Consider the following 23,510-nt stretch of genomic DNA (forward strand, 5'->3'; position numbering starts at 1 on the left):
GCCCCACCCCGAGATCCACAGACACGGCAGAACACAACCACAGTCACCGGCAGAACTCACAACTGCCCTACCAGTAACTGTGATTGCAGTACTAGGCCCGGCGCTGACATGAGGAACGGATGGGCCAGGCCTTTCACCGGACGGGGCAGGTCTTCATGCCGCCGACCGGAGGTGTGCCGAGATCGGCGATGCGACAGTCGTTCGGGAAGCCCTCGGCCTCTCGTTTCCGGGATCCCGGGAGACGTGTTCATGACTTCGTCCGGCCGTTTCGCCCGGTCCGCCGGACAAGTGCAGCTCCTCGTGGGATTCGCAGTCGTGACAACTGGCTCGCGGGCGCAATAGGGTGCGCCGACGGACAAACGATGGGGAGGATGGCATGGCCGGGACGGACGAGGAGGCCGTCGCAGCCGAGGACGACGCGCTGTACGTGCTGACGGCGGTTCTGTTGACGCCCGCGCAGTTCCCGAGCGTGCTCGGTGACGACTATCCGGAGGCCTGCGCGGCCCTCGACCTGCCACCTGTGGTGGACGGATACGGACTCGTGCTCGGCCAGGACAGCGACGGTGCGCGCTGGACCGTGGTCATCGACGATGTCTCACTGGTGGCTGTGGCGATCGCTTCCTGGGACTGCGGCATGGAGTACGACCTGTCGCCCGACGAGCGAACGGTTGTCGCCGCCCTGCCGGGCTGGCCGCTGGACGTGGCCGTCGCGGCGCCCGGCGTGCCCGCGCCGCACGATCCGGCACCGGAAATCATCGACCGCAAACCGCTCTCCCCGCCGGACACCGACATCTGGGGTCCCGCACAACGGCGACTGGGCGCCGACGAGATCGCGCTCCGGTGGGCCATATGGCGCGATCAGCTCGCTGATGCCGTCTTCAAACCCGCAGCAGCCCCGTCGGCGGACGGCGAGCAGGCCGAACCGGCCGAACCGGCCGAAGGCAGCACACTGAGCAATCCCCGCAGCCCTGTTCGCCGCGTCCTCGACGAGGCACGCGGGTACGTGGACGCTCCTCCGCCTCTCGGGCGTGTCCGTTCCTCGTTCGCACCGGGTGACGCGCGCACTCTGCGTGCCGACGGCCCGGGCTGGTCCATCGTCGCCAGGACCGACGACATCGCGTTCGTCCTCCTCGACGAGCAGCCCGGCCAGGTGGTCCCGGTGGGCCGCGGGCAGGAGCTGCCGGGCCTTCTCGAGGCGCTCGACAAGCTGGCGGTGCGCCCCCTCTGAGCCAGCGGGCCATCTGAACCGGAAGACGAAGTGCGGAGCCTCTGGGGCAGGGGCTGCGTTGTGGATCCCCATACCGGCTACGGCACCACTGTGGCCCGCACCCATACTCGGTGCGCTCGCCTGGCCGCAGCATGGGGCAACCCCGCGCTCCCGTCCTACCCGGAGGCCCCGCCATGCGCCTGTCCCGAAGCGTCGTGTTGTTCGCCGCCGCCCTGCTGACCTCGGCCCTCACGGGCCCAGCGGCAGCGGTCGGCGGTGGCCATTGCGAACGACAGGAGCGGGTGCGGATACCCGGTGCGGAGCTTCAGCAGAGCGCCTGCCTCGATGATCTGACAACTGCTGGGCTCGCCGGGACCCCGTACACGGACATGGCCGACCAGGCGGGACTGACCGCCAAGGTCACCCGCAATCCGTCCGGCGTGCCGGGACTGCAGATCGACGGGTACTTCCCGGACGACTCGCACTTCAACAACACGCACGGCTGGCAGCACGACGCGCAGTTCGTCATTCGGCTGCCCGACCGGTGGAACGGCGGCCTCGTGGTCACGGGTGCTCCCGGTACGCGCAAGCAGTACGCGACCGACACGGCCATCTCCGACCGGGTGCTGGCGCAGGGCTACGCCTACGCGGCGACCGACAAGGGCAACAGCGGGTCGGATTTCTACCGCGACGGGACCCGCCCGGGTGACGCGGTCGCCGAGTGGAACCGGCGTACGACGCAGCTCACGCTCGCCGCCAAGCGCGCGGTGGCCCAACGCTACGGGCACGCGCCCCGTCGCACCTATATGACCGGGATCTCCAACGGCGGCTACCTGACGCGCTGGCAACTGGAGCACCATCCGGAGCTGTACGACGGCGGCGTGGACTGGGAGGGCGCCCTCTGGACGGCCGACGGCCCGAACCTCCTGACGTCGCTGCCCGTCACCGTTGCCCGGATGTTCGGCTCGGCACGGGACGAGGACCTGTACGCGGCCGGGTTCGCGCCCGGGTCGGAGTTCCTTTGGCCTTACCACGAGAAGGCTTACTGGGGCGTCACCCAGAAGATCTACCGGGCCGAGTTCGACCCGTCGTACGACACCGCCTGCCCGGGCGCGTCCGCCGGGTCGACAGTGGAGCAGATCCTGGCGCCCTGCCCCTCGGACGCCGCGTACGACTATGCGGCACGCCCGGCGTCCGTGCACCGCGCGGTGGCCCGGGTCGCCCTCACCGGGCGGATCGGCAGGCCGCTGATCACTCTGCACGGCGACCTGGACGCCCTGCTGCCCAAGGCGACGGACTCGGACGTCTACGCGGGCATGGTGACCCGGAGCGGGCGCGGGCCGCTGCACCGCTACTACACCATCGAGGGCGGCACGCACGTGGACGGCCTCTACGACACCTATCCCGACCGGCTGCGGCCGATCCTGCCGTGCTACCGGGCCGCCTTCGACGCGCTCACCGCCTGGGTGGAGCGGGGCGTGCGGCCGCCCGCGGACCATGCCGTCGGCAGGCCCGCGGGCGGTGACGTGACCGGCTCCTGCACGCTGGCGGGAGACTAGCTTTTCAGCGGCCCAGTTCCTTGCGTGCGACCCGGCGCAGCCGGCGCCGCTGGGAGGGGTCCAGGGTCAGGTACGCCGCAGCCGGAACCCCCAGCACGATCAAGAGGGCGGCCCACCAGGGCAACCAGATCAACAGGATGAGCCCGACCAGCACACCCCCTGCGGCGATCTTCGCGTTTCTCGACATATGTCGCCTCCTTCGCGGCCACGGCCGCTCGCGGGCCTCGGCGGCTCCGCTCTCTGTTCTGAGAACGGGAGCGTGCTGCGCGCGGTTCCAGGCGGTGACCTGGATACAACCCTGAGCCGCGACCCTCAGCCGCCCCGCAGAAGCCTTCGGCGACTGCGGCTGGTTCAAGTATGAGCGCGTTCGGCGAACCCGACCCGCGCTTGTTCGGGGCCGCGCAAGCGGCTGGTCGTCGTCCTGGGCGTACTGGAGGGCGTACCCAGGAGGACGAACGGCATCGAGCGGGCGCACACCACGCGCGCGTCGATCACGGCACGTCGGCTCTCCAGCGCTCGCGGGCCGGCCTCAGGGTGAGGCCGCGGGTGTGGCGAAGAGCGACTCGATGCCGCTCGGCAGCTCGCTCGCAACGTCACTCGGAAGCTCGTTGGGAAGCCGGGACGGCAGCTTGCTCGGCAGGCTCGAGGGGAGCTCGGAGGGCAGCCGGGAAGGAATGCCGACGGACGAGGCCGACGGGCGGCTCGCGCCGGCACTGCTCTCGGCGGGTGACTTGCGCTGCGAGGAGTCGCCACCGCCGCTCACCGCCAGGAACACGGACACGATCACGAGGGCCACAACCACCGCGATCGCGAGGAACAGGGTGTTGCGGCGTGGACCGGGCCCGCCAGGAGGTGCCGGTGGCGGCTGCGGAGGAAGGCCGCTGCCGCCGCCCGACGACCAGTGTCCGCCACCTGGAGGCGGACCATAACCGCCCGGTGGATGGCCACGTGCAGGCGTTCCGTGGTCGTCCGGCGGAGCACCGTGCCCTCCGGGCGGAGGACCGAACCCACCGTGGTCCCACGGCGGCGTGTCTCCGGGCGGCTGGGCTGGCATGGGCGGCGTGGCCATACCGACCAGAGTCGCCGCGAACCGTTCAGGGCACGACCCCCGCGCGGCAGTTGATACGGACTCATGTCATGGATCGCATGATTCCGGAGCATTCCGCGCGAGGGCCGGCCGGGCGGCGTCACACGACGATCAGCCGCGCGCACCCAGCAGGTGGTCCATGGCCAGCTGGTCCAGGCGCTCGAAGGCCATGCCGCGTGCGGCGGCTGCTTCCACGTCGAACTCCTCGAAGGCACCGCGGTCCGCGAGCAGGGCCTCGAGTCCGTCACCAGCGGTCGGCTGCGCCAGCTCGTCCAGACGGGACGCGCGCAGCGCCTCCTGGACCTCCGGGTCCGAACGGAAGGCGGCGGAGCGCTCCTTGAGGATGAGGTAGTTGCGCATGCAGCCCGCGGCCGAAGCCCAGACGCCGTCGAGGTCCTCGGTCCGCGGCGGCTTGAAGTCGAAGTGGCGCGGCCCGCTGTAACCGGCGGTCTCCAGCAGGTCGACCAGCCAGAACGCCGCCCTCAGGTCACCCGCGCCGAAACGCAGGTCCTGGTCGTACTTGATGCCGGACTGGCCGTTGAGGTCAATGTGGAAGAGCTTGCCCGCCCACAGGGCCTGGGCGATGCCGTGCGGGAAGTTGAGGCCGGCCATCTGCTCGTGGCCCACCTCGGGGTTGACACCGTAGAGCTCCGGGCGCTCCAGGCGCTCGATGAACGCGAGGGCATGGCCGACCGTGGGCAGCAGGATGTCGCCGCGCGGCTCGTTCGGCTTGGGCTCGATGGCGAAGCGCAGGTCGTAGCCCTGAGCGGTGACGTACTCACCGAGGAGGTCGAAGGCCTCCTTCATGCGGTCGAGCGCCGCGCGCACGTCCTTGGCGGCGCCCGACTCGGCACCCTCCCGGCCGCCCCAGGCGACATACGTCTTCGCGCCCAGCTCCACCGCCAGGTCGATGTTGCGGATGGTCTTGCGCAGCGCGTAGCGGCGCACGTCCCGGTCGTTGGCGGTGAACGCGCCGTCCTTGAAGACGGGGTGCGTGAACAGGTTGGTGGTGGCCATCGGCACGGTCATCCCGGCGGCGTCGAGCGCCTGCCGGAAACGCTTGATGTGAGCCTCGCGCTCGGTGTCAGAGGACCCGAAGGGGATCAGGTCGTCGTCGTGGAAGGTCACGCCGTAGGCCCCGAGCTCGGCGAGGCGCTGCACCGTCTCCGCCGGATCCAGGGCACGCCGGGTGGCGTCACCGAAGGGGTCCCGTCCCTGCCAGCCGACGGTCCACAGGCCGAAGGTGAACCTGTCCTCGGGGGTGGGCTGGTAGTTCATGCCGCGGCTCCTTGTTCGCTGAAGACTATTTCGTCATGGCGCTTAACAAATTAGTATGCGGAGGCAACTCTGGGAAGAGACGAAGTGTCCCCCTCGAGGGGACTTCGTACGGTGACGATGCGTGTACGCCGGGCCCAGCCGGTCAGCGACACGCCCACAGACCAGATCCCGCGAGCCGCGGAAGAGGGAGAGCCCGATGTCAGCAGCCGAGGGTCCGCTCGTCGTCGGGGTGGACTCGTCCACCCAGTCCACCAAGGCCCTGGTCGTCGACGCATCGACCGGACAGGTGGTGGCCAGCGGTCAGGCGCCCCACACCGTCTCGACGGGCGCGGGCCGCGAGAGCGATCCGCGGCAGTGGTGGGACGCCCTGTGCGAGGCCCTGCACCAGTGCGGCGAGCCGGCCCATGAGGCCGCCGCGGTGTCGATCGGGGGTCAGCAGCACGGTCTGGTGACCCTGGACGCGCACGGCGACCCCGTGCGTCCGGCCCTGCTGTGGAACGACGTGCGGTCGGCGCCGCAGGCCCACCGTCTGGTGGAGGAACTGGGCGGCCCCAAGGCCTGGGCGGACCGCACGGGAAGCGTGCCGGGGCCGTCCTTCACGGTCACCAAGTGGGCCTGGCTGGCGGAGCACGAGCCGGAGGCCGTCCGGGCGACCGCGGCCGTACGACTGCCCCACGACTATCTGACCGAACTCCTGACGGGACAGGGCACGACCGACCGGGGCGATGCCTCCGGCACCGGCTGGTGGGCGTCCGCCACGGAGTCGTACGACGAGGAGGTCCTCGCACATGTGGGCCTCGACCCCGCCCTGCTGCCGCGGGTGGTGCAGCCCGGCGAGGTCGCCGGGACGGTGCGCGACGCGCATGACCTGCCGTTCTCCAAGGGCACTCTGGTCGCACCCGGCACCGGCGACAACGCGGCCGCCGCACTGGGCCTCGGCCTGCGCCCCGGCGTTCCGGTGCTGAGCCTCGGCACCTCGGGAACCGTCTACGCGGTCTCGAAGCGACGCCCCACCGACCCGACCGGCACCGTGGCGGGCTTCGCGGACGCGCACGGCGACTGGCTGCCGCTGGCCTGCACGCTGAACTGCACATTGGCCATCGACCGGATCGCCACCTTGCTGGGCCTGGACCGCGAGGCTGTCGAGCCGAGCCGGGGCGTGACGCTGCTCCCCTATCTCGACGGTGAGCGCACTCCGGCTCTCCCGCACGCCTCGGGCCTGCTGCACGGCCTGCGGCACGACACGGCACCCGGCCAGCTGCTCCAGGCCGCCTACGACGGTGCGGTGCACTCGCTGCTGGGCGCCCTCGACCTGGTGCTCGACGCGGATGCGGACCGCACGGCTCCGCTGCTCCTGATCGGCGGTGGCGCCCGGGGCACCGCCTGGCAGGACACCGTGCGACGGCTCTCGGGACGTCCCGTCCAGGTGCCGGAGGCGAAGGAACTGGTCGCGCTGGGCGCCGCGGCTCAGGCAGCCGGGCTGCTGACCGGCGAGGACCCGGCCGCCGTCGCCCGCCGCTGGGACACCGCCCGCGGGCCGGTGCTGGAGGCCGTGGAGCGGGACGACGCCACCCTGGCGAGGATCGCCGGGGTACTCTCCGACGCGGCGCCGCTGCTGGAGCGGGCGCCGGACCAGCCCTGACGAGATCAGAGGGAGGCATGACCGCACCACTGCACGAAGTCCATCCCTCCGGCCCTGGCCGCCGGCTGCCCGACACGCAGCAGGGCATGCGGCGCCGCAATCTGGCGCGGGTCATGCACACCGTGAGCGCCGAGGGACCGCTGTCGCGTGCCGCCGTCGCCTCACGGATCGGGCTGACCAGGGCGGCGGTCTCCACACTCGTCGACGAGCTGATCCGGGCGGGGCTGCTGGAGGAGCTCGGACCGGAGCGCCCCGGCCGGGTCGGGCGGCCCGGGTCAGCCCTCGCCGTCAGCGGCCGCGGGCCCGCCGGCATCGGCGCCGAGATCGGTGTCGACCACCTCACTGTGTGCGCGGTCGACCTGCGCGGCGTCGTCCGCGCCCGGGCGGAGCGGCACGGCACGAACCGCGGTCGCGCACCACAGCCCGTGCTCGACGAACTGTCCGCCCTGGTGGGTCAGGTCGCCGCGGAGGCGGAGCGGGAGGGGCTGTGGCCGGCCGGTCTCGCCGTCGCCGTGCCCGGTCTGGTCGCGCGCGACGCCCGGACCGTGGTCCGCGCCCCCAACCTCGACTGGCATGAAGTCGACCTGGCTCCGCTGCTGCCGGCCGGGCTGCCGCTGACCGTGGACAACGAGGCCAACTTCGGCTCCCTGGCGGAACTCTGGCTCGGCGATGACACACCCCGTGACTTCCTGCACGTCTCGGCGGAGATCGGCATCGGCGGTGCGGTGGTCGTGGACGGGCGGTTGCTGCGCGGGACGCGTGGCTTCGCGGGCGAACTGGGACATGTGCCGGTGCGCCCGGAGGGGCCGGAGTGCGCGTGCGGCGGACGCGGCTGTCTCGAGCAGTACGCCGGCGAGGAGGCCGTGCTGCGGGCGGCCGGGCTGACTCCGGGTGAGGACCACGTCGAACTGCTCGCCGAGCGTGCCGCGCAGGGCGACAAGGACGTGCGCCGGGCCCTGCGGGGCGCCGGAACCGCGCTCGGTATCGCGCTGACGGGCGCGGTCAATCTGCTGGACCCGGAGGCGGTCGTGCTCGGCGGAGCGCTGGCGGCTCTCGCACCCTGGCTGCTGCCGACCCTGGAGCAGGAACTGGCACGACGGACGGCAGGGCCTTCGTGCACCGTGTCCGTCTCACAGCTGGGATCCGAGGGGCCACTGCTCGGTGCCGCGCACTCGGTGGTGCGTGCGGTACTCGACGATCCGGCGGCCGTGGGCGGGCGGCTGTAGAGGCTGACATCCGGCGGTCGTGCCCGACCCGCCGGGTGGCTGGCCAACTGGGGGGCGCAGGCCGAACCCGGGAGGCCCTTCCCCGGAGCTCCTTCCCCTGAACGGGTGCCGGAGTTTTCCACAGTCCCGGGCTTTTCCACCGATGACACCGCCCTCTTCCTGCCCAACCGCCCACCGCCGTACGGTGATTCACGCGAGCCGCAGCCGTCGGACAGCGGCCGGCCATCAACCGCATCGGGGGGTTCACATGGCGAGGGAAACGGCGTTGGGACTACGGCGTGAGGCGATCGGCCTGCGCGAGGTCCTCTTCCAGAGCATCACGGCGATGGCACCGGCGGCAGCGGTCGCGGCGTCCATTCCGTCGGGCGCGGCCTTCGCGGGCGGCAGCCTGCCACTGTCGGTCCTCGTGGCCCTGGTGGCCTGCCTGTTCACCGCGTCCTGCGTGGCCGAACTGGCACGGCAGCTACCCGCCGCCGGCTCGGTGGCGACCTATGCGGCACAAGGGCTGCATCCGGCCATCGGCTTCCTCGTGGGCTGGGGCTATGTGTTCGTGGAGGCGCTGGTCCCGCCCCTGCTGCTCCTTCAACTGGGCTTCACGACGGCGGGCACGCTGCACGAGGAGTGGAGTTCGTACCCGGCCGACCTGTGGTGGCCGTGGTCCCTCGCCGGCGCCGTGGTCATCGCGGCGGCGGGCTACTTCGGGGTGCGCGCCTCAGCCCGCTTCGGCACGGTCCTCGGTGCCTTCGAGGTACTGGTCTTCCTGGTCTTCGCCGTCTGGCTCATCGTCAAAGCGGGCGGCGGCAACACCCTGTCGGTGTTCGGGACCTCGCACACCGCCAAGGGGTATGGCGGCATCGGCGGAGTGTTCGCCGGATCGGTGTACACGGTGCTCGCCTTCGCCGGATTCGAGGCGGCGGCGCCGCTCGCGGAGGAGACCAAGAATCCGCGGCGGACGATGCATCGTGCGGTCCTCGGGGCGGCGCTGGCGATAGGCCTCTTCTATGTGGTGACGACCTATGCGATGACCGTGTTCGTCGGCCCGGACCGCTTCGCCGGCTTCGGTGCTTCGGGAGCGGCGTCCTGGGAGGGCGTGGCCCGTGCGTCCTTCGGGCTCTTCTGGATCCTGGTATTCCTTGCCGTCGTCAACTCCACCATCGCCAACGCGAACGCGTGCTCCAACGTCTCGACCCGTACGGCCTTCGCACTGGCACGGATCAGGGTCTTCCCGTCCCTCTTCGCGCGCCTGCACCCCCGGTACCGCTCCCCGGTCGCCGGTGTCGCCGTCCAGGCCGCGCTGGCCGTGGTGGTCATGCTGGGCCTCGGCCTGTACTACGACCCCATCACGGCATTCCTGCTGCTGGCCACCGTCATCGTGACGGTCGTCATCGGTGTGTACATCGTGGTCAACTTCGCGTGCGCCGGCTACTTCCTGCGCCGCAGGCGTGAGTTGTTCAGCCCGGTGCGGCACCTTCTGTTCCCGCTGCTGGGCGTCGTCGCCTTCGTGCCCGCTCTGCTGACCGCGGCAGGGCTGCCGGTCTTCGACTTCGTGTCCGCGCTGTCCGCGCCCGTGTCCTACGCGGGGCCCGTCGTCGGTGTCTGGATGGCCGCCGGGGTCGTGGTGCTGCTGGTCCAACTGCGGCGGCACCCCGGACGCATAGCCGAGACCGCCCGCGTCCATCTCGACGAGTCCCCCGCACCCGACCTTCGGCAGAACGGAGCCGTGCAATCATGAGCGACCCGCGAGTCCTGACCGTGCGACCCACATCCGGCGAGTACGCCTGGACGTTCGGCGGGGCGCCGCCCGTCGCACGGATCGCGCCGGGCACCGTACTGGACCTGTACACCGAGGACTGTTTCGCCGGGCGGGTACGGTCCGAGAAGGACCTGGTGTCCGAGGTGTGCGAGTTCCCGTTCCTCAATCCGCAGACCGGTCCCTTCCATGTCGAGGGCGCCGAGCCGGGTGACACACTCGCGGTCCACTTCGTCTCGATCGAACCGGCCCGGGACTGGGCGGCCTCGACCACGGTCCCGCTGTTCGGCGCGCTGACCTCGACGCACACCACGGCGACGCTCCAGCCCCCGCTGCCCGAGACGGTGTGGATCTGGCAGCTCGACCGGGACCGGCGCACCGCCCTGTTCACCGCGCGCGACAGTGACATCCGCATCGAGCTGCCCATGGACCCGATGCACGGCACGGTGGGTGTGGCGCCGGCCAACCTGGAGGTGCGTTCCGCGCTGGTGCCGGATGCGCACGGCGGGAACATGGACACGCCGGAGATGCGAGCAGGCGTCACCTGCTACCTGGGCGTGAACGTCGAAGGTGGCCTGGTCAGTCTGGGCGACGGGCATGCCCGGCAGGGCGAGGGCGAGACCTGCGGCGTGGCCGTCGAGTGCGCGATGAACACCGTGGTGATCGTCGAACTGCTCAAGGGGATCGCCACCCCCTGGCCGCGCATCGAGTCCGATACTCACATCATCTCGACGGGCTCGGCCCGTCCGTTGGAGGACGCGTTCCGGATATCCCAACTCGATCTGGTGCAGTGGCTGGTGCGCGACTACGGGTTCAGCGAACTGGACGCCTACCAGTTCGCCACCCAGACGGTCGAGTCGCCGCTCGCGAACGTCTGCGACACCAACTACACGTGCGTGGCCAAGCTCCGCAAGGACTGGCTGCCCGCGCGGGAGACACATCGCGGAATGCATACGCAACTACGCGAAACGGCAGACGCACTGAGGCGTTGAGTACACCGGGGTCAAGATCGGCACAGCTCAAAGCAGCACACGCGGAAGGCATTCTGTCCATGGAACGATCCGCATCGCACGGAGCGGGACGCCCTACGAGCAGGCGGCGGTTGCTGAAGGGCGCGGCCCTGGCGGCGGTACCCTACGCGCTGCTTCCCGCGGTACCGGCCGGTGCCCGTCCCAAGGTTGTGGACCAACCCTCGGCCGACTGGTTGGGGGCGAACCCCTCCAACTTCACGGCCTCCGACCGGCCGGTGAGCCACCCGCTGGACCTGGTGGTCATCCATGTCACACAGGCGACCTATCCGAACACGCTGGGGATCTTCCAGAACCCGCGCAAGCACGTGTCCGCGCACTATGTCGTCCGGTCGGTGGACGGGCACATCGCCCAATGCGTCCGTGAACACGACATCGCCTGGCACGCGGGCAACTGGCCTTACAACACGCGCAGCATCGGTATCGAGCACGAAGGGTGGGTGGACCGGCCCGGATACTTCACGAACTCCCTCTACGAGGAGTCGGCCCGGCTCACGGCGGCGATCTGCACCAGACACGGCATCCCGAAGGACCGGGCACACATCATCGGCCACTACGAAGTCCCGGGCACGGACCACACCGATCCGGGCCCGAACTGGGACTGGACCCGCTACATGAGGCTGGTCGATTTCGCCTGAACTGAGGACGGCGGCGGTCGCTCCGGCAGGGGCGAGGCTGCCTGACACGAACGGGCGCTCCGGGTCTGCTCGGGACCGGACCTTCCTGTGGTCTCGTTCGGGGCGATGACGGTCGAAACGGTTGTCGGCGGCCACCCCGGGAGTGACGATGTCCCCAGCGCACCACCGTCCCGGGAGGCCGAGTTGACCGATCCGTGGGTGGCCCTGGAACCAGGGGCCGATCCTGCCGCACGGGTGCGGGAGCTGCGTCGCGCCCACGAGACGTTCACGGCGGTGGGCACGGTGGCCCAGAGGGTACGTCCGGTGGTGGCCGACTCGTGGCGGCGCTCCGCTCGGGCGGGTGTGGGACCGGACGGCACGGCACGGGTGGAGCTGACGGACGGCGACCTCGGTTCCTACCGGGCGGAGCATCCGCTGGCTCGGGTGATGCCGCTGGTCCGTGAGCTGATGGGCCCGTTCGCGGCGGACGGCGAACATCTGCTGGCGGTGTGCGACGCACAGGGCAGGCTGTTGTGGGTCGAGGGGCATCCGGCGACGCGGCGGCGGGCGGACAGCATGAACTTCGTGCCCGGTGCGCGCTGGGCGGAGTCGGCGATGGGAACCAACGCACCGGGGACAGCCGTCGCCGTGGACCGGGCGGTGCAGGTGTTCGCGGCCGAGCACTTCGCCTGGCGGGTCCAGCCCTGGACGTGCGCCGCGGCGCCGGTACACGATCCGCGTACCGGGCGGCTGCTCGGGGCGCTGGACATCACCGGCGGGGACAGGCTCGCACACCCGCACAGCCTGGGGTTCGTGCAGGCTGTGGCGCGCGCCGCCGAGTCCCAGCTGGCGCTACTGGTCCCGGCCGAGGCCGCCGCGGACACCTGGGAACTGGCGGCGCTGGGCCGCGATGAGGCGCAACTCCTCGCCGGGGGGCGGAAGATCAGGCTCAGCCGTCGGCACAGCGAGATCCTGGTGCTGCTGGCCCGTCATCCGGAGGGACTCACCGGCGACGAACTGCTGTGTGCTTTGTACGAGGACGAGTCGGTGACACCGGTGACGCTGCGGGCCGAACTGGCGCGGCTGCGCCGGATCCTCGGTCCCGGTCTGCTGGCCTCGCGGCCCTACCGGCTCACGGCCGCGGTCGAATCCGATGTCGCGATCGTGGAAAGGCGGTTGGCGGCAGGAGCGGTGGCCGAGGCCGCGGCCGCCTACCGGGGCCCCGTACTGCCGGGTTCGCAGGCACCGGCAGTGGCACGGCTGCGGCGCACACTCGGCGACGGACTGCGGTCGGCGCTGATCGCCCGCCGCGACCCCGACCTGCTGGCGGCCTGGGCGCACGCGCCGTGGGGCGAGGACGACGTCGACATCTGGCGGGCCCTCGCCGTGGTGCAGCCGACAGCGGCGGTACGCACGCGCCTCGAGTGGCTGGAGTCGGAACTGGTAGCTCCGCCGGGGTGGGCGCGTCCGGCACCGCGCTGACACGCGGCACGCCACGGCACACGGCTCGCGCCCCGATACCCGCTTGGGGTCGCCCTCCGCCCCACCCTTCGACACGGCCGCCTCGCAACACCCACCGGGACGGGCACGGTTCAACCACCTCCCTGACACGCGCCACGCCACAACACACGGCTCGCGACCCGACACCGCGAGGGGACACCCCCTCCGACCCGACCCCGTCGCAACGTACTCGCAACGTCCTCCGCTCTAGCCTCCCGGCCGAGAGCTGCCCAACGGCGGGCAGCGCTTTCCCGGGAGGCAGACTCGTATGACCCGTTACGCAGCGCCCGGCACCGAGGGCGCGATCGTCTCCTACCAGGCGCGCTACGACCACTTCATCGGCGGCGAGTACGTGCCGCCGGCCCGCGGTCAGTACTTCGAGAATCCGACTCCGGTGAACGGTCAGCCGTTCACGGAGATCGCGCGAGGTACGGCCGAGGACGTGGAGCGCGCCCTGGACGCGGCGCACGCCGCCGCGCCTGCCTGGGGCCGTACGTCCGTGACCGAGCGCTCCGACATCCTCCGGAAGATCGCCGACCGGATGGAGGCCAACCTGGAGCAACTGGCGGTGGCGGAGAGCTGGGAGAACGGCAAGCCCGTCCGGGAGACCCTGGCCGCGGACATTCCGCTCGCCATCGACCACTTCCGCTACTTCGCGGGCGCGATCCGGGCGCAGGAGGGTTCGCTCGGCGAGGTCGACGACGACACGGTGGCGTACCACTTCCACGAGCCGCTCGGTGTGGTCGCGCAGATCATCCCCTGGAACTTCCCCATCCTCATGGCCACATGGAAGCTCGCGCCGGCTCTGGCGGCGGGCAACGCGGTCGTGCTGAAGCCGGCCGAGCAGACCCCGGCGTCCATCCATGTCTGGCTGAGCCTGGTCGCGGACCTGCTGCCGCCAGGCGTGGTGAACATCGTCAACGGGTTCGGCGTCGAGGCGGGCAAGCCGCTGGCCTCCAGCCCCCGCGTGGCGAAGGTCGCGTTCACAGGCGAGACCACCACGGGCCGGCTGATCATGCAGTACGCGTCCGAGAACATCACTCCGGTGACGCTGGAACTCGGCGGAAAGTCCCCGAACATCTTCTTCGAGGACGTCTGGTCGGCGAACGACGACTTCCGCGACAAGGCGCTGGAAGGCTTCACGATGTTCGCGCTGAACCAGGGCGAGGTGTGCACCTGCCCGTCGCGGGCGCTGGTGCAGCGTGGCCACTACGCGGAGTTCATGGAGGCCGCGGTGGCCCGCACCGAGAAGATCGTGAGCGGGCACCCGCTGGACACCGACACGATGATCGGCGCGCAGGCGTCGAACGACCAGCTGGAGAAGATCCTCTCCTACCTGGACATCGGCCGCCAGGAAGGCGCAAAGGTCCTCACGGGCGGCGAACGTCTCGAGCACGACGGCGAGTTGAAGGGCGGTTACTACGTCCAGCCGACGATCTTCGAGGGCGACAACCGGATGCGGATCTTCCAGGAGGAGATCTTCGGGCCGGTGGTGTCGGTGACGTCGTTCCACGACTTCGACGACGCCATCAAGATCGCCAATGACACCCTGTACGGCCTCGGGGCCGGCGTGTGGACCCGGGACGTCAACACCGCGTACCGCGCGGGCCGTGCGATCCAGGCGGGCCGGGTCTGGACGAACTGCTACCACGCCTACCCGGCGCACGCGGCGTTCGGCGGCTACAAGGGGTCGGGCATCGGCCGGGAGACCCACAAGATGATGCTGGAGCACTACCAGCAGACGAAGAACCTCCTGGTGTCGTACTCGCCGAAGAAGCTAGGCTTCTTCTAGACACCGGAAAAGGGGCGCCTGACCAGGGCAGATGCCCGGCGGGCGCCCCTTTTGCCGTTCCCGCCGGGCCTGTCATCCCGCCGGCGTCCCGGGCTCCGGTGCGGGAGCGCCGAGGAGCTGGTCGATGCCCAGGTCGAGGGCTGCTTCGAGGTGCGCGAGAGAGCCGGTGGCCATGAGGATCGAGACGCCACCCTGGATGCCCGCGAGCAGGGCGGCCGCGGCACGGTCGGCGTCGAGGCCGGCTGAGATCTCGCGCCGGTTCTGCATGGCCCGGATTCCGGCGGCGATCTGGGCCTGCCACGAGGCGAGCAGTTCCGTGGTGACGGCCTGCGCGCCGGGCGTGGCCTGGGTCAGCTGGGAGGTCAGCATGCCGAGCGGGCACCGCTGCCCTTGCCGGCGGTAGCGGTCGACGACCGCGTCCCGCCAGTTGCGCCAGGCCCCCCAGGAGGTGAGCTCACCGAGGTAGGGCTGCTGGTCGGACAGGACGCGGCCGGCCTCGTGCCGGGCCACGGCGAGCAGGAGCTCCTCCTTGCCGCTGGGGAAGTAGTGGAAGAGCTGGCTCTTGCTGGTGGCCGTGCGGGAGCGGATGTCGTCCAGGGTCGTCTCGGTCACGCCGCGCTCGCGGATCTCCTCCGCGGCTCCTTCGATGATGCGTTGCCTGGTGGCCGCGCCCTTGGCGGTCAGTCGTGATGCCATGCCACCATCCTGCCATTTTCTGGACTTGCAGGTCCATTTTCTGGGTGGCAGGTTTGCCGTTCCCAGGCGATTCAGCGCAGAAAGGCACGGCATCATGACTCAGCGACTCACCGGGCGGACGGCCCTGGTCACCGGTTCCACCACGGGCCTCGGCGCCGCCATCGCGGAGGCCCTGGCCGCCGCGGGCGCGTTCGTCGTCGTCAGCGGACGCGACGAGCGTCGCGGAGCTGACGTGGTGGCACGCATCGAGAAGGACGGCGGTGCGGCGGCCTTCGTCAAGGCGGATCTGTCCTCGGGCACCGATGTGATCGGCCGCTTCGCCACCGACGCGGTCGCCGCGGCCGGCGGACGGATCGATGTGCTCGTCAACAATGCGGCGCTCCTGCTCACACCCACCCCCACTGCCGAGGTCGCGCAGCAGACCATCGACGAGGCGCTGGCCGTGAGCGTGCGGTCGATGTTCCTCCTCACCGGCCTGCTGGCACCGTCCATGGCCGAGCGCGGCCACGGCGCCGTGGTCAACCTGGGGTCCATCAGCGGTATGCGGGGGATGGCGCAGTCGGCGCTCTACAACATGACCAAGGCGGCTGTGCACTCGCTCACCATGTCCTGGGCCGCCGAGTACGGGCCGCAGGGAGTCCGGGTCAACACCGTCGCGCCCGGCCCCACCCTGACGGAAAAGGTGGCGGCGATGGAGGAGCACCTGACCCCGATCATCGCGCGCATGCCCTCCCGCCGCGCCGGCACCCCGGAGGAGGTGGCCGCCGCCGTTGTGTTCCTCGCGAGCGATGAGGCGTCCCAGGTCCACGGCGCCACCCTCACCGTCGACGGCGGATTCACCGCGGTGTAGTGGGACAGCGGCGCGGCGGCGCCGGAGACAGGTCCGCTCGAGCGGTACGTCAGTGCTCACTCGGTGATCCCGTCCTCGGCGCGCCGGCCGGTCGGCCGACCGACTTCACCGCGGCTCTCGGGGAGGTGGCCCGCCGGCGGTGCCGGCCCGGTACATCCGGTGCCAAGTGGTCCCCAGTCATGCCCGGCCACACGGGCGGGCCGGTCCGGGCGCCTGCAACCGAACCCGCCGAAAACGTGTCTCTGTCCGCGTGGTCCGAAGCTCCTGCGGGCAAGGAGCCTTTGGAAGCCGCGGCAGGGGGGACTGCGATGACGGCGTGGGCGGTACCGGGGTATTCCGAGTCGGTCGAACTCGGTTCAGGGGCAAGTGGGCGCGTAGTACAGGCCGTGCACGAGCAGACCGGTGTGCCGGTCGCCGTGAAGTACCTCAGCGATTCGCTGCGGACACGCCCGGACTTCGTGCACGGATTCCGCGCCGAGGCGCAACTGCTCGGCGGCCTGGAGAGCCCCTACGTCGCCGGACTCTACGAGTACGTGGAGGCGACACAGGGCGCCGCCATCGTGATGGAACTGGTCGACGGCGTCTCCTTGCGGACCCTGCTGACCAGGCAGGGCCCTCTCTCTCCCGAGTCCGCGCTGGTCGTACTCAAGGGGTCCCTGCTCGGCCTGGCCGACGCGCACCGGGTCGGTGTGGTCCACCGGGACTACAAGCCGGAGAACGTCCTGGTCACGCCGAAGGGTGTGTCCAAGCTCGTCGACTTCGGCATCGCGGTGGACTCCGGCGTCAGGGCAGGTATCGCCGGAACCCCCGCCTACATGGCCCCGGAGCAATGGACGGGCGCGCCCGCCTCCCCCGCCGGCGACGTGTACGCGGCCACCGCCACGTTCTTCGAATGCCTGACGGGCCGCAAGCCCTACTCGGGCGACAACCTGGCCGAGTTGGCGCTCCAGCACGTGGAAGCGCCCGTACCTGTGGAGGACGTGCCCGAGGCGGTGCGTTCGCTGGTCTGCCGGGGACTGGCCAAGTCGGCGGCGGGGCGTCCGGCGGACTCGGCGGCGTTCGTCGCCGACCTGGAGGAGACCGCCGTCGTCTCCTACGGGGGCGACTGGGAGGAGCGCGGCCGTGGCGGGCTCGCTTCGCTGGTGGCTCTGCTGCTGTTTCTGCGGCCTTCCGTCCGGGAGACGTCCCACGCAACCACGGACACAGCCCGCACGGTGCTGGCCTCGGGTCCTCGCGGGGGACGCCTCCACGCCTGGCGGCCCACATGGCCGGGCATCGCCGTGTCGGCCCTCGCTCTGCTCCTCGCGATCCTTCTGGCGCAGGGCGACAAGCCCGGGGTCGGGGTCGCCGGGCAGGCGGCGCAGGCCCTGGCCACCACGAGCGCCACGCCTGCTTCCGGCGCCGACGCGGTCGCTCCCACCGCAGAGACGCAAGCACCGCCGACCACCACGGCCCCCGCCGCCTCGCCGTCCGGACCGGGCCCCGGCAACACCGGTCCTCCGTCGGCACCGGTCACCGTCTCCGCCGCACCGCCGGGGGCCACGGCCGGCGCCGGGGGGACGATCGCGCCCCCCACCGTGCCGGGCTCTACCAGCCCGACGGCGGTCACTTCCCCGTCAGCGCCCGCTCCGGCGGCGGTCAAGGAGGTAGCGGTGGCCGCTTTCCAGCAGACGGGCCCGGCCACGGCGACCGCGACGATCACGGTCACCACGGACGGAACCGGACCTGTCTCGATCAGCGTCGGCTGGTTCACGGGCAACACCAGCGGGCAACCGGGCTCCGCGGACGGTGAGCCCACGTCCTCTCAGCGAAGCGGCGCGACGCAGTACACGCTCACCATCGACCACACCTTCCAGGGAACCGGCTGCTACTGGACGGTGCAGGCCACGACCAACCCGGCCCCCGCCAGTGGCGCCGCCTCGCAGCAGCTCCTGACCCGGCAGTGTGAGATCCGATGACTGCTCCCGACGACCGCCTGCCCGCACCGGACTCGACGACAAGGCGCCTGTCCAAGGCGCGGTACCCGTCTACGCAAGGCGCACCTGGGGACAGCGACGAATACAGCGCCACCGTGCTGTCCAGCCACTGGATCCAACGACCGCACCGCGACGCCACCGTGGTGGACGTCCCGGCGGTCACGGCGTCGCCCGACCGCGTCGACGGCACCGTGCTGCGCTTCGGCCCCGGGGTCACGGCCGCTCTCGCGCACCGTATGCACGCCACGCTTCCCCAGGCGGCGGCGCCCACGGCGCGTCCACGTGGCCGCCTCCGCCGGCACGCGCTGCCTGCGCTCGTGCTGATCGCCGTCGTCGTGTTCCTGCTCTGGCAGGAGCACTTCTCGGCGCCTGTCGCCGTACGCGAGGTCACCGTGACGGCCGCGCAGCAGACCGTGGGATGCGACGGGACCGCGGATCTCGTCGGAGTCGTCCGAACGAACGGCCGGAAGGGCTCGCTCTCCTACCGCTGGGTGCGCAACGACGGCACGGCCTCGGCCGTACTGCACGCGGCCTTCGCCCGCGGCCACGACCAGGCACGGGTCCATCTGCTGTGGACCTTCCAGGGCCGGGGCCACTACGCGGGCGCGGCGGAACTCCGTGTGCTGTCCCCCACGCGCCGCATGGCAAGCGTGCAGTTCACGTACGACTGCCGCTGAGCGGTTCGCCCGGCGGCTCGGTCCCGAACCGTTCCTGAGGACTGAGCTTGCGGTGCGCAGGCTCAGTCGGACGCTCCGAACGGTGTTGGGCGTCCTGGTCTCCCGCGTTCGCGCCGCGTCCGGTCCCGGTGGATCGTGTCCGTGGTCCGGGGATGCGGGGGCGGGTTCCCTCACGCCCGCGGGTGCCGCGTGCGGCCTGGGCGGTCCGATGCTCCTGTCCATCGCTCTGGTGGGCAGAAGGCGGTGCCGTCCGTCGCCGGATGCGGTGCCCGAGGGCGCGCCTGCCGATCGCGATGCTCGCGGCATCGTGACGGGTGACTTTCCTGGTTTTGCTGGTCGTGTGGGTGAGGGGCCCCAGCCAGTGCTGGGCGCCCCACCTGCTGGTGTAGGCCGGGTCGACGGCGATGATGGGGATGCCGAGTTCGGCCGCCATGCTGACGAGCCGGGCCCGCAGCTTGGACACGGGCATGCCGGAGATCAACCGCCTGAACCGCTTGCGGCGGCCGTGTTTCTCCCGGGTTTTCTCCGCGCTGAAGTCGAGGTCTTCGATCGCGATCGACACCCCGTGGCGTTTCGCCCAGTGCAGGAGCCGGATCAGTGCATGCCGTACCTGGGCATCCCGGTGGTTTGCGGTGCCGGACAGGTCGTAGAAGAACCGGCGCGGCTGACCGCGCGGATTGCCGTGGGCGTCCAGCCGCCAGGCGGCCAGATGGTCGGCGTTCGTATCGACACCGATCACGCCACCTGTGCGGGCTTGGGACAGGGGGACGGTGGTGACCGGCGGGATCGTCCACGAGGCGGTCAGGTACCAGCGCAAGCGGCCCATGTCGTAGCAGGGGGAATCGGGCGGGGTCAGCTGGACCACGCGGAGGTCCTCATGACGGCGAAGTCGGCGTCCAGCCGCCATCCCAGGCCCTCGTAGAAACTCTTGGCCCTGTCGACGTCGGCGACCGGCGCGACGACCACTTCTGGTCTCACGTCCACGACCGCGTGCTCCTGTTGCGTTCGCCGGCGGCGTCTGCACCTGCCCCCGAGGGCGGATGCACATCCATGGTCCGGCCTGAACGCGCCGCTCGCATCGCGTAGGGGCCGGGGGGTCGGCATGAACTCGCCAGCGGCGCCTGCGTGGTGAGCGGGTGTCAGGAGGTCTGCTCGTGGCAACCGGCCGCCGCGCCGGCACGGATGGAGTGGTCGATCAGTGGATCAGGAGCGGTGGGCGCCGGCCACGTGGGTCACGTAGGTGTCGATGCTGCGGTGCCAGTCGTTCACGCCGTACTGGTGACCGTCGCTGCCCGAGGGGACGAAGTGCTCCAGCTGGTTCACGACCCAGGGGTCGACCATCGCCAGCTGGTCCGCGATCCAGGGGTCTGTGGGGCGTTGGGCGTCGACGGTGGCGACCTTCGGGTGCTCGACGACGGTGACGCGGGCGGGGGTGTGCCCGGCTGTCTGAGGGGTGGCTGCGAACGCGGAGCCGCCGGTGGCGAAGAGAGCGCTCCCGACGACAACCGAGATGCCCGCGGTCGTGAGACGCCGCACCAGCTTGTTCATGTCTTTCCTCCTTGCACAGCCCATCGTTCGGTGAGTGCGAACGGTGGTGTTTGCCGTTCTGTTCCGGCATCAGCCAAATTACGAGCTCAGCTTTAGTTGAACAATGAACTACCACCGTGAAGCGCATCACATGACAATCGGGAGCAACAGCCGAAATAGCGACCAAGGGCCATGTCGCAACACTTCCACCCATCCAGGTCGTGACGGACGTCACGTCATCAACACGGCAAAAGGCGCCATTATCGATGTCGTGCAAGTTTCAACCATTCGTCGGGGTGTGCGGCCCACCGCCACGGTGGCGACGAGCGCGGTCCGGCGCCTCGGGGACCGGCTTCGCGGGAGGCGGCCCGGCCAAGTGGTGCACGGCCTCAAGACCCTGATCGCCGCGCTGCTCGCCTGGGGCGTCGTCGCACCCTGGGCCCCGGGCGGCCGCCCTTACCTGGCCGTCGCCACCGCGCTGCTCCTGGTCAACGCCTCCACCGTGTACCAGTCCGTGACGAAGGCGGTCCAGAGTGTGGTCGCCAGGGTCGCCGGGCTGATCCTCGCCCTTGCGACCGCCCGGCTGCTCGGAGCCACCGCGGCCGCTGTCGCCGTCATCGTCGTCATCGCCGTACTGGCGGGCCCCCGCCGCACTTCCGACGACCGGCTGCAGATCGCCTCCACCGCGGTGATCGCGCTGGCCGCCACGGCGGCCGATCCCGTGGGCAGTCTCCTTTCGCCGGCGCTCCAGACACTCGCCGGCGCCGCCGTCGGCCTCGCCGTGACCGCGCTCGTCCTGCCCCCGCTGTACCTGGACGAGTCCGATTCCGCGGTCCGCGACCTCGCGCACGCGATGGGGGCGCTGCTGCACGACATGGGAACCGGCCTGTCCCGGCGGCAGCTCACCACCAAGGCCCACACGTGGCTGCACCGGGCGCGCAGCCTGGACAAGCGCCTCAGCCACGCGGAGGAACAGGTGCGGCAGGCCGACGAGAGCCTGCGCTGGAACACACGCTGCGCCGCCCAGTCCCGGCGCCCGGACGCGACCCACAGTGAGGCCTTCAGCGCCTTGCGCGGAGTGTCGCTCCAGGTGCGCGGCATCGCCCGCACTCTGGCCGACAACGCGCACGACCACCACGCCGGCCACCACCTGGGGCACCAGTTCCTCGACCGGTACGCCGAGACTCTGCAACTGGCGGGAAAGGCCGTCCAGGGGTTCGTCGCACCGGCCGCGGCGCCGGGCTCACCCGAGACGGCTCCCCGGGAGCGGTTGCGCGGAGCGATCGACGGGGCGCTGGCCTGGCACGACACCATGACCGATCTGATCGGCCGGGGCACCCTGACCAAGCCGGGCGCATGGCACGTCTACGGGTCACTGATGACCGACGTGGAGAGGCTGCTGGCCGACCTGGACCGGGCGGACCCGCGCTGAACCGCCCGCTCCGGGCAGCGGGGCGGGCGGCATCGAAGTTCACCGACGGGCAAGCGGCTCCAGCGCCCGGCCCGCCTCAAGTGACGCACGCCGTCGTCCCGGACGCGCCGGACATCATGACTGCTTCGAGGGCCTGACCCACCCCAGGGACCGCTCGACGGCCCGCTTCCAGGATTCGTACTCCCACTCCCGCCGCTCGGGGTCCATGTCCGGTATCCACTGCGCGGCCCGGTGCCAGTTGCCGCGCAGGACCTCGAGGTCCGGCCAGTACCCAGCCGCGAGGCCGGCGGCGTAGCCCGCGCCGAGCGAGACCGTCTCGGCGACCAGGGGCCGCACCACGGGGACGTCGAGCACATCGGCGAGGAACTGCATGAGCAGGTTGTCGGACGTCATGCCCCCGTCCACCTTGAGCTCCTTCAGCGCGAGCGCGGAGTCGGCGTTCATGGCGTCGACGACCTCGCGTGTCTGCCAGCCGGTGGCCTCGAGGACGGCCCGGGCGAGGTGGCCCTTGGTGATGTACGAGGTGAGCCCGACGATGACGCCGCGGGCGTCGCTGCGCCAGTGGGGCGCGAACAGACCGGAGAACGCGGGCACGACGTAGCAGCCGCCGTTGTCCTCCACGGTGCGCGCCAGGGTCTCGATCTCGGGTGCGCTGCTGATCAGGCCAAGGCGGTCACGGAACCACTGGACCAGTGCGCCGGTGACGGCGATCGGGCCTTCCAGGGCGTACACGGTGGGCTGGTTCGCGATCTTGTACGCGACGGTGGTGAGCAGCCCGTGCCGGGACCGTACGAGATCGGTGCCGGTGTTCATCACCAGGAAACTGCCGGTCCCGTAGGTGCACTTCGCCTCGCCGGGCGAGAAGCAGGTCTGTCCGAACAGTGCGGCCTGCTGATCGCCGAGGGCCGCGGTGATACCGACGCCCGGAAGCACCGAACGGGCCTCGCCGTAGGTCTCCATCGAGGGCCGGATCTCCGGGAGCATCACACGCGGGATCCCGAAGAACTCCATCAGCTCCTCGTCCCACTCCAGGGTGCGGATGTTCATGAGCATGGTGCGGCTCGCGTTGGTGGCGTCGGTGATGTGCAGACCCCCTTCCGGACCGCCCGTCAGGTTCCAGATCAGCCAGCTCTCCACGGTGCCGAACAGCACCTCCCCGTCCTGGGCACGCTGCTCCAGCCCTTCCACGTGGTCGAACAGCCAGCGGATGCGGGGCGCGGAGAAGTAGGTCGAAGGCGGAAGGCAGCAGCGCTCGAGGAAGAAGTCGTCCCCCGGCTCGTGTCTCAGCTCCTCGATGAGCTGGGCCGTGCGGATGTCCTGCCAGACGACCGCCTTGCCGAGCGGGACGCCGGTCCGCCGGTCCCAGAGCACGGCCGTCTCGCGCTGGTTGGCGATGCCGATGGCGGCGATCTGCCCGACGTCAATGCCGACGTTGGACACCGTCTCCGGCACGATGCGCTCCAGATTGCGCCAGATCTCCAGGGCATCGTGCTCGACCCAGCCGGGCCGGGGAAAGTACTGCTGATGCTCTCGCTGGACCACCGACACAAGTCGGCCGCGATGGTCGAACAGGATGCATCGCGTGGAGGTGGTCCCCTGGTCGATGGACATCACATACCGTTCAACCATGATCGGGTCTGCCTTCCGATGCGTCGCGGCGGCGCCG

Annotated in this window: 20 protein-coding genes and 1 pseudogene; 13 read left to right on the forward strand and 8 right to left on the reverse strand. The window is 70.8% G+C overall.

Features of this window, described 5'->3' with window-relative positions; translation table 11 throughout:
• The first annotated feature begins 376 nt into the window (after positions 1-376).
• Entirely contained in the window at positions 377-1,228 is an 852-nt protein-coding gene (locus ACWDA7_RS27395; RefSeq protein ID WP_450607186.1) for a hypothetical protein, read from the forward strand.
• Positions 1,229-1,401: 173 nt separating this feature from the next.
• On the forward strand, positions 1,402-2,766 hold the full coding sequence (locus ACWDA7_RS27400; RefSeq protein WP_450607188.1) for a tannase/feruloyl esterase family alpha/beta hydrolase: 1,365 nt from the start codon (positions 1,402-1,404) through the stop codon (positions 2,764-2,766).
• Positions 2,767-2,770: 4 nt separating this feature from the next.
• Here ACWDA7_RS27400 and ACWDA7_RS27405 read toward each other — a convergent pair whose 3' ends face one another.
• The 3 genes from ACWDA7_RS27405 to xylA form a co-directional block, all read right to left on the reverse strand.
• A complete protein-coding gene (locus ACWDA7_RS27405; RefSeq protein WP_359397282.1) occupies positions 2,771-2,953 on the reverse strand; it encodes a hypothetical protein in 183 nt (60 codons plus the stop codon).
• Positions 2,954-3,295: 342 nt separating this feature from the next.
• Positions 3,296-3,547, reverse strand: a complete 252-nt coding sequence (locus ACWDA7_RS27410; RefSeq protein WP_450607190.1) for a hypothetical protein — start codon at positions 3,545-3,547, stop codon at positions 3,296-3,298.
• A 417-nt stretch (positions 3,548-3,964) separates the two neighbouring features.
• The gene (gene xylA / locus ACWDA7_RS27415) at positions 3,965-5,131 is read right to left on the reverse strand and encodes a xylose isomerase (protein WP_450607191.1); all 1,167 of its coding nucleotides are present in this window, start codon (positions 5,129-5,131) and stop codon (positions 3,965-3,967) included.
• 196 nt (positions 5,132-5,327) lie between these two features.
• On the opposite strand from xylA, the gene xylB reads away from it, so the two are divergent.
• The 7 genes from xylB to adh all read left to right on the forward strand — a co-directional run bounded on the left by xylB (position 5,328) and on the right by adh (position 14,686).
• Positions 5,328-6,773: a xylulokinase gene (gene xylB, locus ACWDA7_RS27420; protein WP_450607193.1), complete on the forward strand. Its 1,446-nt coding sequence runs from the start codon at positions 5,328-5,330 to the stop codon at positions 6,771-6,773.
• Positions 6,774-6,790: 17 nt separating this feature from the next.
• Complete coding sequence (locus ACWDA7_RS27425; RefSeq protein WP_450607195.1) at positions 6,791-7,999, forward strand: ROK family protein; 1,209 nt, start codon at positions 6,791-6,793, stop codon at positions 7,997-7,999.
• A gap of 247 nt (positions 8,000-8,246) precedes the next feature.
• Positions 8,247-9,731 (forward strand): APC family permease, encoded by a 1,485-nt coding sequence (locus ACWDA7_RS27430; RefSeq protein ID WP_450607197.1) that lies wholly within the window; start codon positions 8,247-8,249, stop codon positions 9,729-9,731.
• Complete coding sequence (locus ACWDA7_RS27435) at positions 9,728-10,741, forward strand: acetamidase/formamidase family protein (protein ID WP_450607198.1); 1,014 nt, start codon at positions 9,728-9,730, stop codon at positions 10,739-10,741. Before ACWDA7_RS27430 ends, ACWDA7_RS27435 begins: the two co-directional genes overlap by 4 nt.
• 59 nt (positions 10,742-10,800) lie before the next feature.
• Positions 10,801-11,415 carry an N-acetylmuramoyl-L-alanine amidase gene (locus tag ACWDA7_RS27440; RefSeq protein WP_359397297.1) on the forward strand — a complete coding sequence of 205 codons (615 nt, stop codon included), beginning with the start codon at positions 10,801-10,803 and terminating at the stop codon, positions 11,413-11,415.
• Positions 11,416-11,598: 183 nt separating this feature from the next.
• The gene (locus ACWDA7_RS27445; RefSeq protein WP_450607200.1) at positions 11,599-12,876 is read left to right on the forward strand and encodes a GAF domain-containing protein; all 1,278 of its coding nucleotides are present in this window, start codon (positions 11,599-11,601) and stop codon (positions 12,874-12,876) included.
• A gap of 286 nt (positions 12,877-13,162) precedes the next feature.
• A complete protein-coding gene (adh, locus tag ACWDA7_RS27450; RefSeq protein ID WP_432935322.1) occupies positions 13,163-14,686 on the forward strand; it encodes an aldehyde dehydrogenase in 1,524 nt (507 codons plus the stop codon).
• Between the two features lie 72 nt (positions 14,687-14,758).
• On the opposite strand, the gene ACWDA7_RS27455 is transcribed toward adh, so the two are convergent.
• Positions 14,759-15,382: a TetR/AcrR family transcriptional regulator gene (locus ACWDA7_RS27455; protein WP_450607202.1), complete on the reverse strand. Its 624-nt coding sequence runs from the start codon at positions 15,380-15,382 to the stop codon at positions 14,759-14,761.
• A 94-nt stretch (positions 15,383-15,476) separates the two neighbouring features.
• Between ACWDA7_RS27455 and ACWDA7_RS27460 the strand changes: the two genes are divergently transcribed.
• The 3 genes from ACWDA7_RS27460 (at position 15,477) to ACWDA7_RS27470 (ending at position 18,885) form a co-directional block, all read left to right on the forward strand.
• On the forward strand, positions 15,477-16,232 hold the full coding sequence (locus ACWDA7_RS27460) for an SDR family NAD(P)-dependent oxidoreductase (protein WP_450607204.1): 756 nt from the start codon (positions 15,477-15,479) through the stop codon (positions 16,230-16,232).
• Positions 16,233-16,618: 386 nt separating this feature from the next.
• Positions 16,619-18,190: a serine/threonine-protein kinase gene (locus tag ACWDA7_RS27465; RefSeq protein ID WP_450607206.1), complete on the forward strand. Its 1,572-nt coding sequence runs from the start codon at positions 16,619-16,621 to the stop codon at positions 18,188-18,190.
• Positions 18,187-18,885 carry a hypothetical protein gene (locus tag ACWDA7_RS27470; RefSeq protein WP_450607208.1) on the forward strand — a complete coding sequence of 233 codons (699 nt, stop codon included), beginning with the start codon at positions 18,187-18,189 and terminating at the stop codon, positions 18,883-18,885. Before ACWDA7_RS27465 ends, ACWDA7_RS27470 begins: the two co-directional genes overlap by 4 nt.
• On the opposite strand, the pseudogene ACWDA7_RS27475 reads toward ACWDA7_RS27470, so the two are convergent.
• The 3 genes and pseudogenes from ACWDA7_RS27475 to ACWDA7_RS27485 all read right to left on the reverse strand — a co-directional run.
• A pseudogene (locus ACWDA7_RS27475) lies at positions 18,866-19,714 on the reverse strand (IS200/IS605 family accessory protein TnpB-related protein); the annotation flags it as partial. The gene ACWDA7_RS27470 and the pseudogene ACWDA7_RS27475 overlap by 20 nt on opposite strands.
• Before the next feature lie 23 nt (positions 19,715-19,737).
• Positions 19,738-19,869 carry a hypothetical protein gene (locus tag ACWDA7_RS27480; protein WP_450607209.1) on the reverse strand — a complete coding sequence of 44 codons (132 nt, stop codon included), beginning with the start codon at positions 19,867-19,869 and terminating at the stop codon, positions 19,738-19,740.
• A gap of 219 nt (positions 19,870-20,088) precedes the next feature.
• On the reverse strand, positions 20,089-20,433 hold the full coding sequence (locus ACWDA7_RS27485) for a hypothetical protein (RefSeq protein ID WP_450607211.1): 345 nt from the start codon (positions 20,431-20,433) through the stop codon (positions 20,089-20,091).
• A gap of 250 nt (positions 20,434-20,683) precedes the next feature.
• On the opposite strand from ACWDA7_RS27485, the gene ACWDA7_RS27490 reads away from it, so the two are divergent.
• On the forward strand, positions 20,684-21,844 hold the full coding sequence (locus ACWDA7_RS27490) for a hypothetical protein (RefSeq protein WP_450607213.1): 1,161 nt from the start codon (positions 20,684-20,686) through the stop codon (positions 21,842-21,844).
• A 114-nt stretch (positions 21,845-21,958) separates the two neighbouring features.
• Here the strand turns inward: ACWDA7_RS27490 and glpK are convergent, their stop codons facing one another.
• Positions 21,959-23,473: a glycerol kinase GlpK gene (glpK, locus tag ACWDA7_RS27495; RefSeq protein WP_450607215.1), complete on the reverse strand. Its 1,515-nt coding sequence runs from the start codon at positions 23,471-23,473 to the stop codon at positions 21,959-21,961.
• Positions 23,474-23,510 lie beyond the last annotated feature (37 nt).

The sequence above is a fragment of the Streptomyces sp. NPDC001156 genome (genome assembly GCF_053598275.1).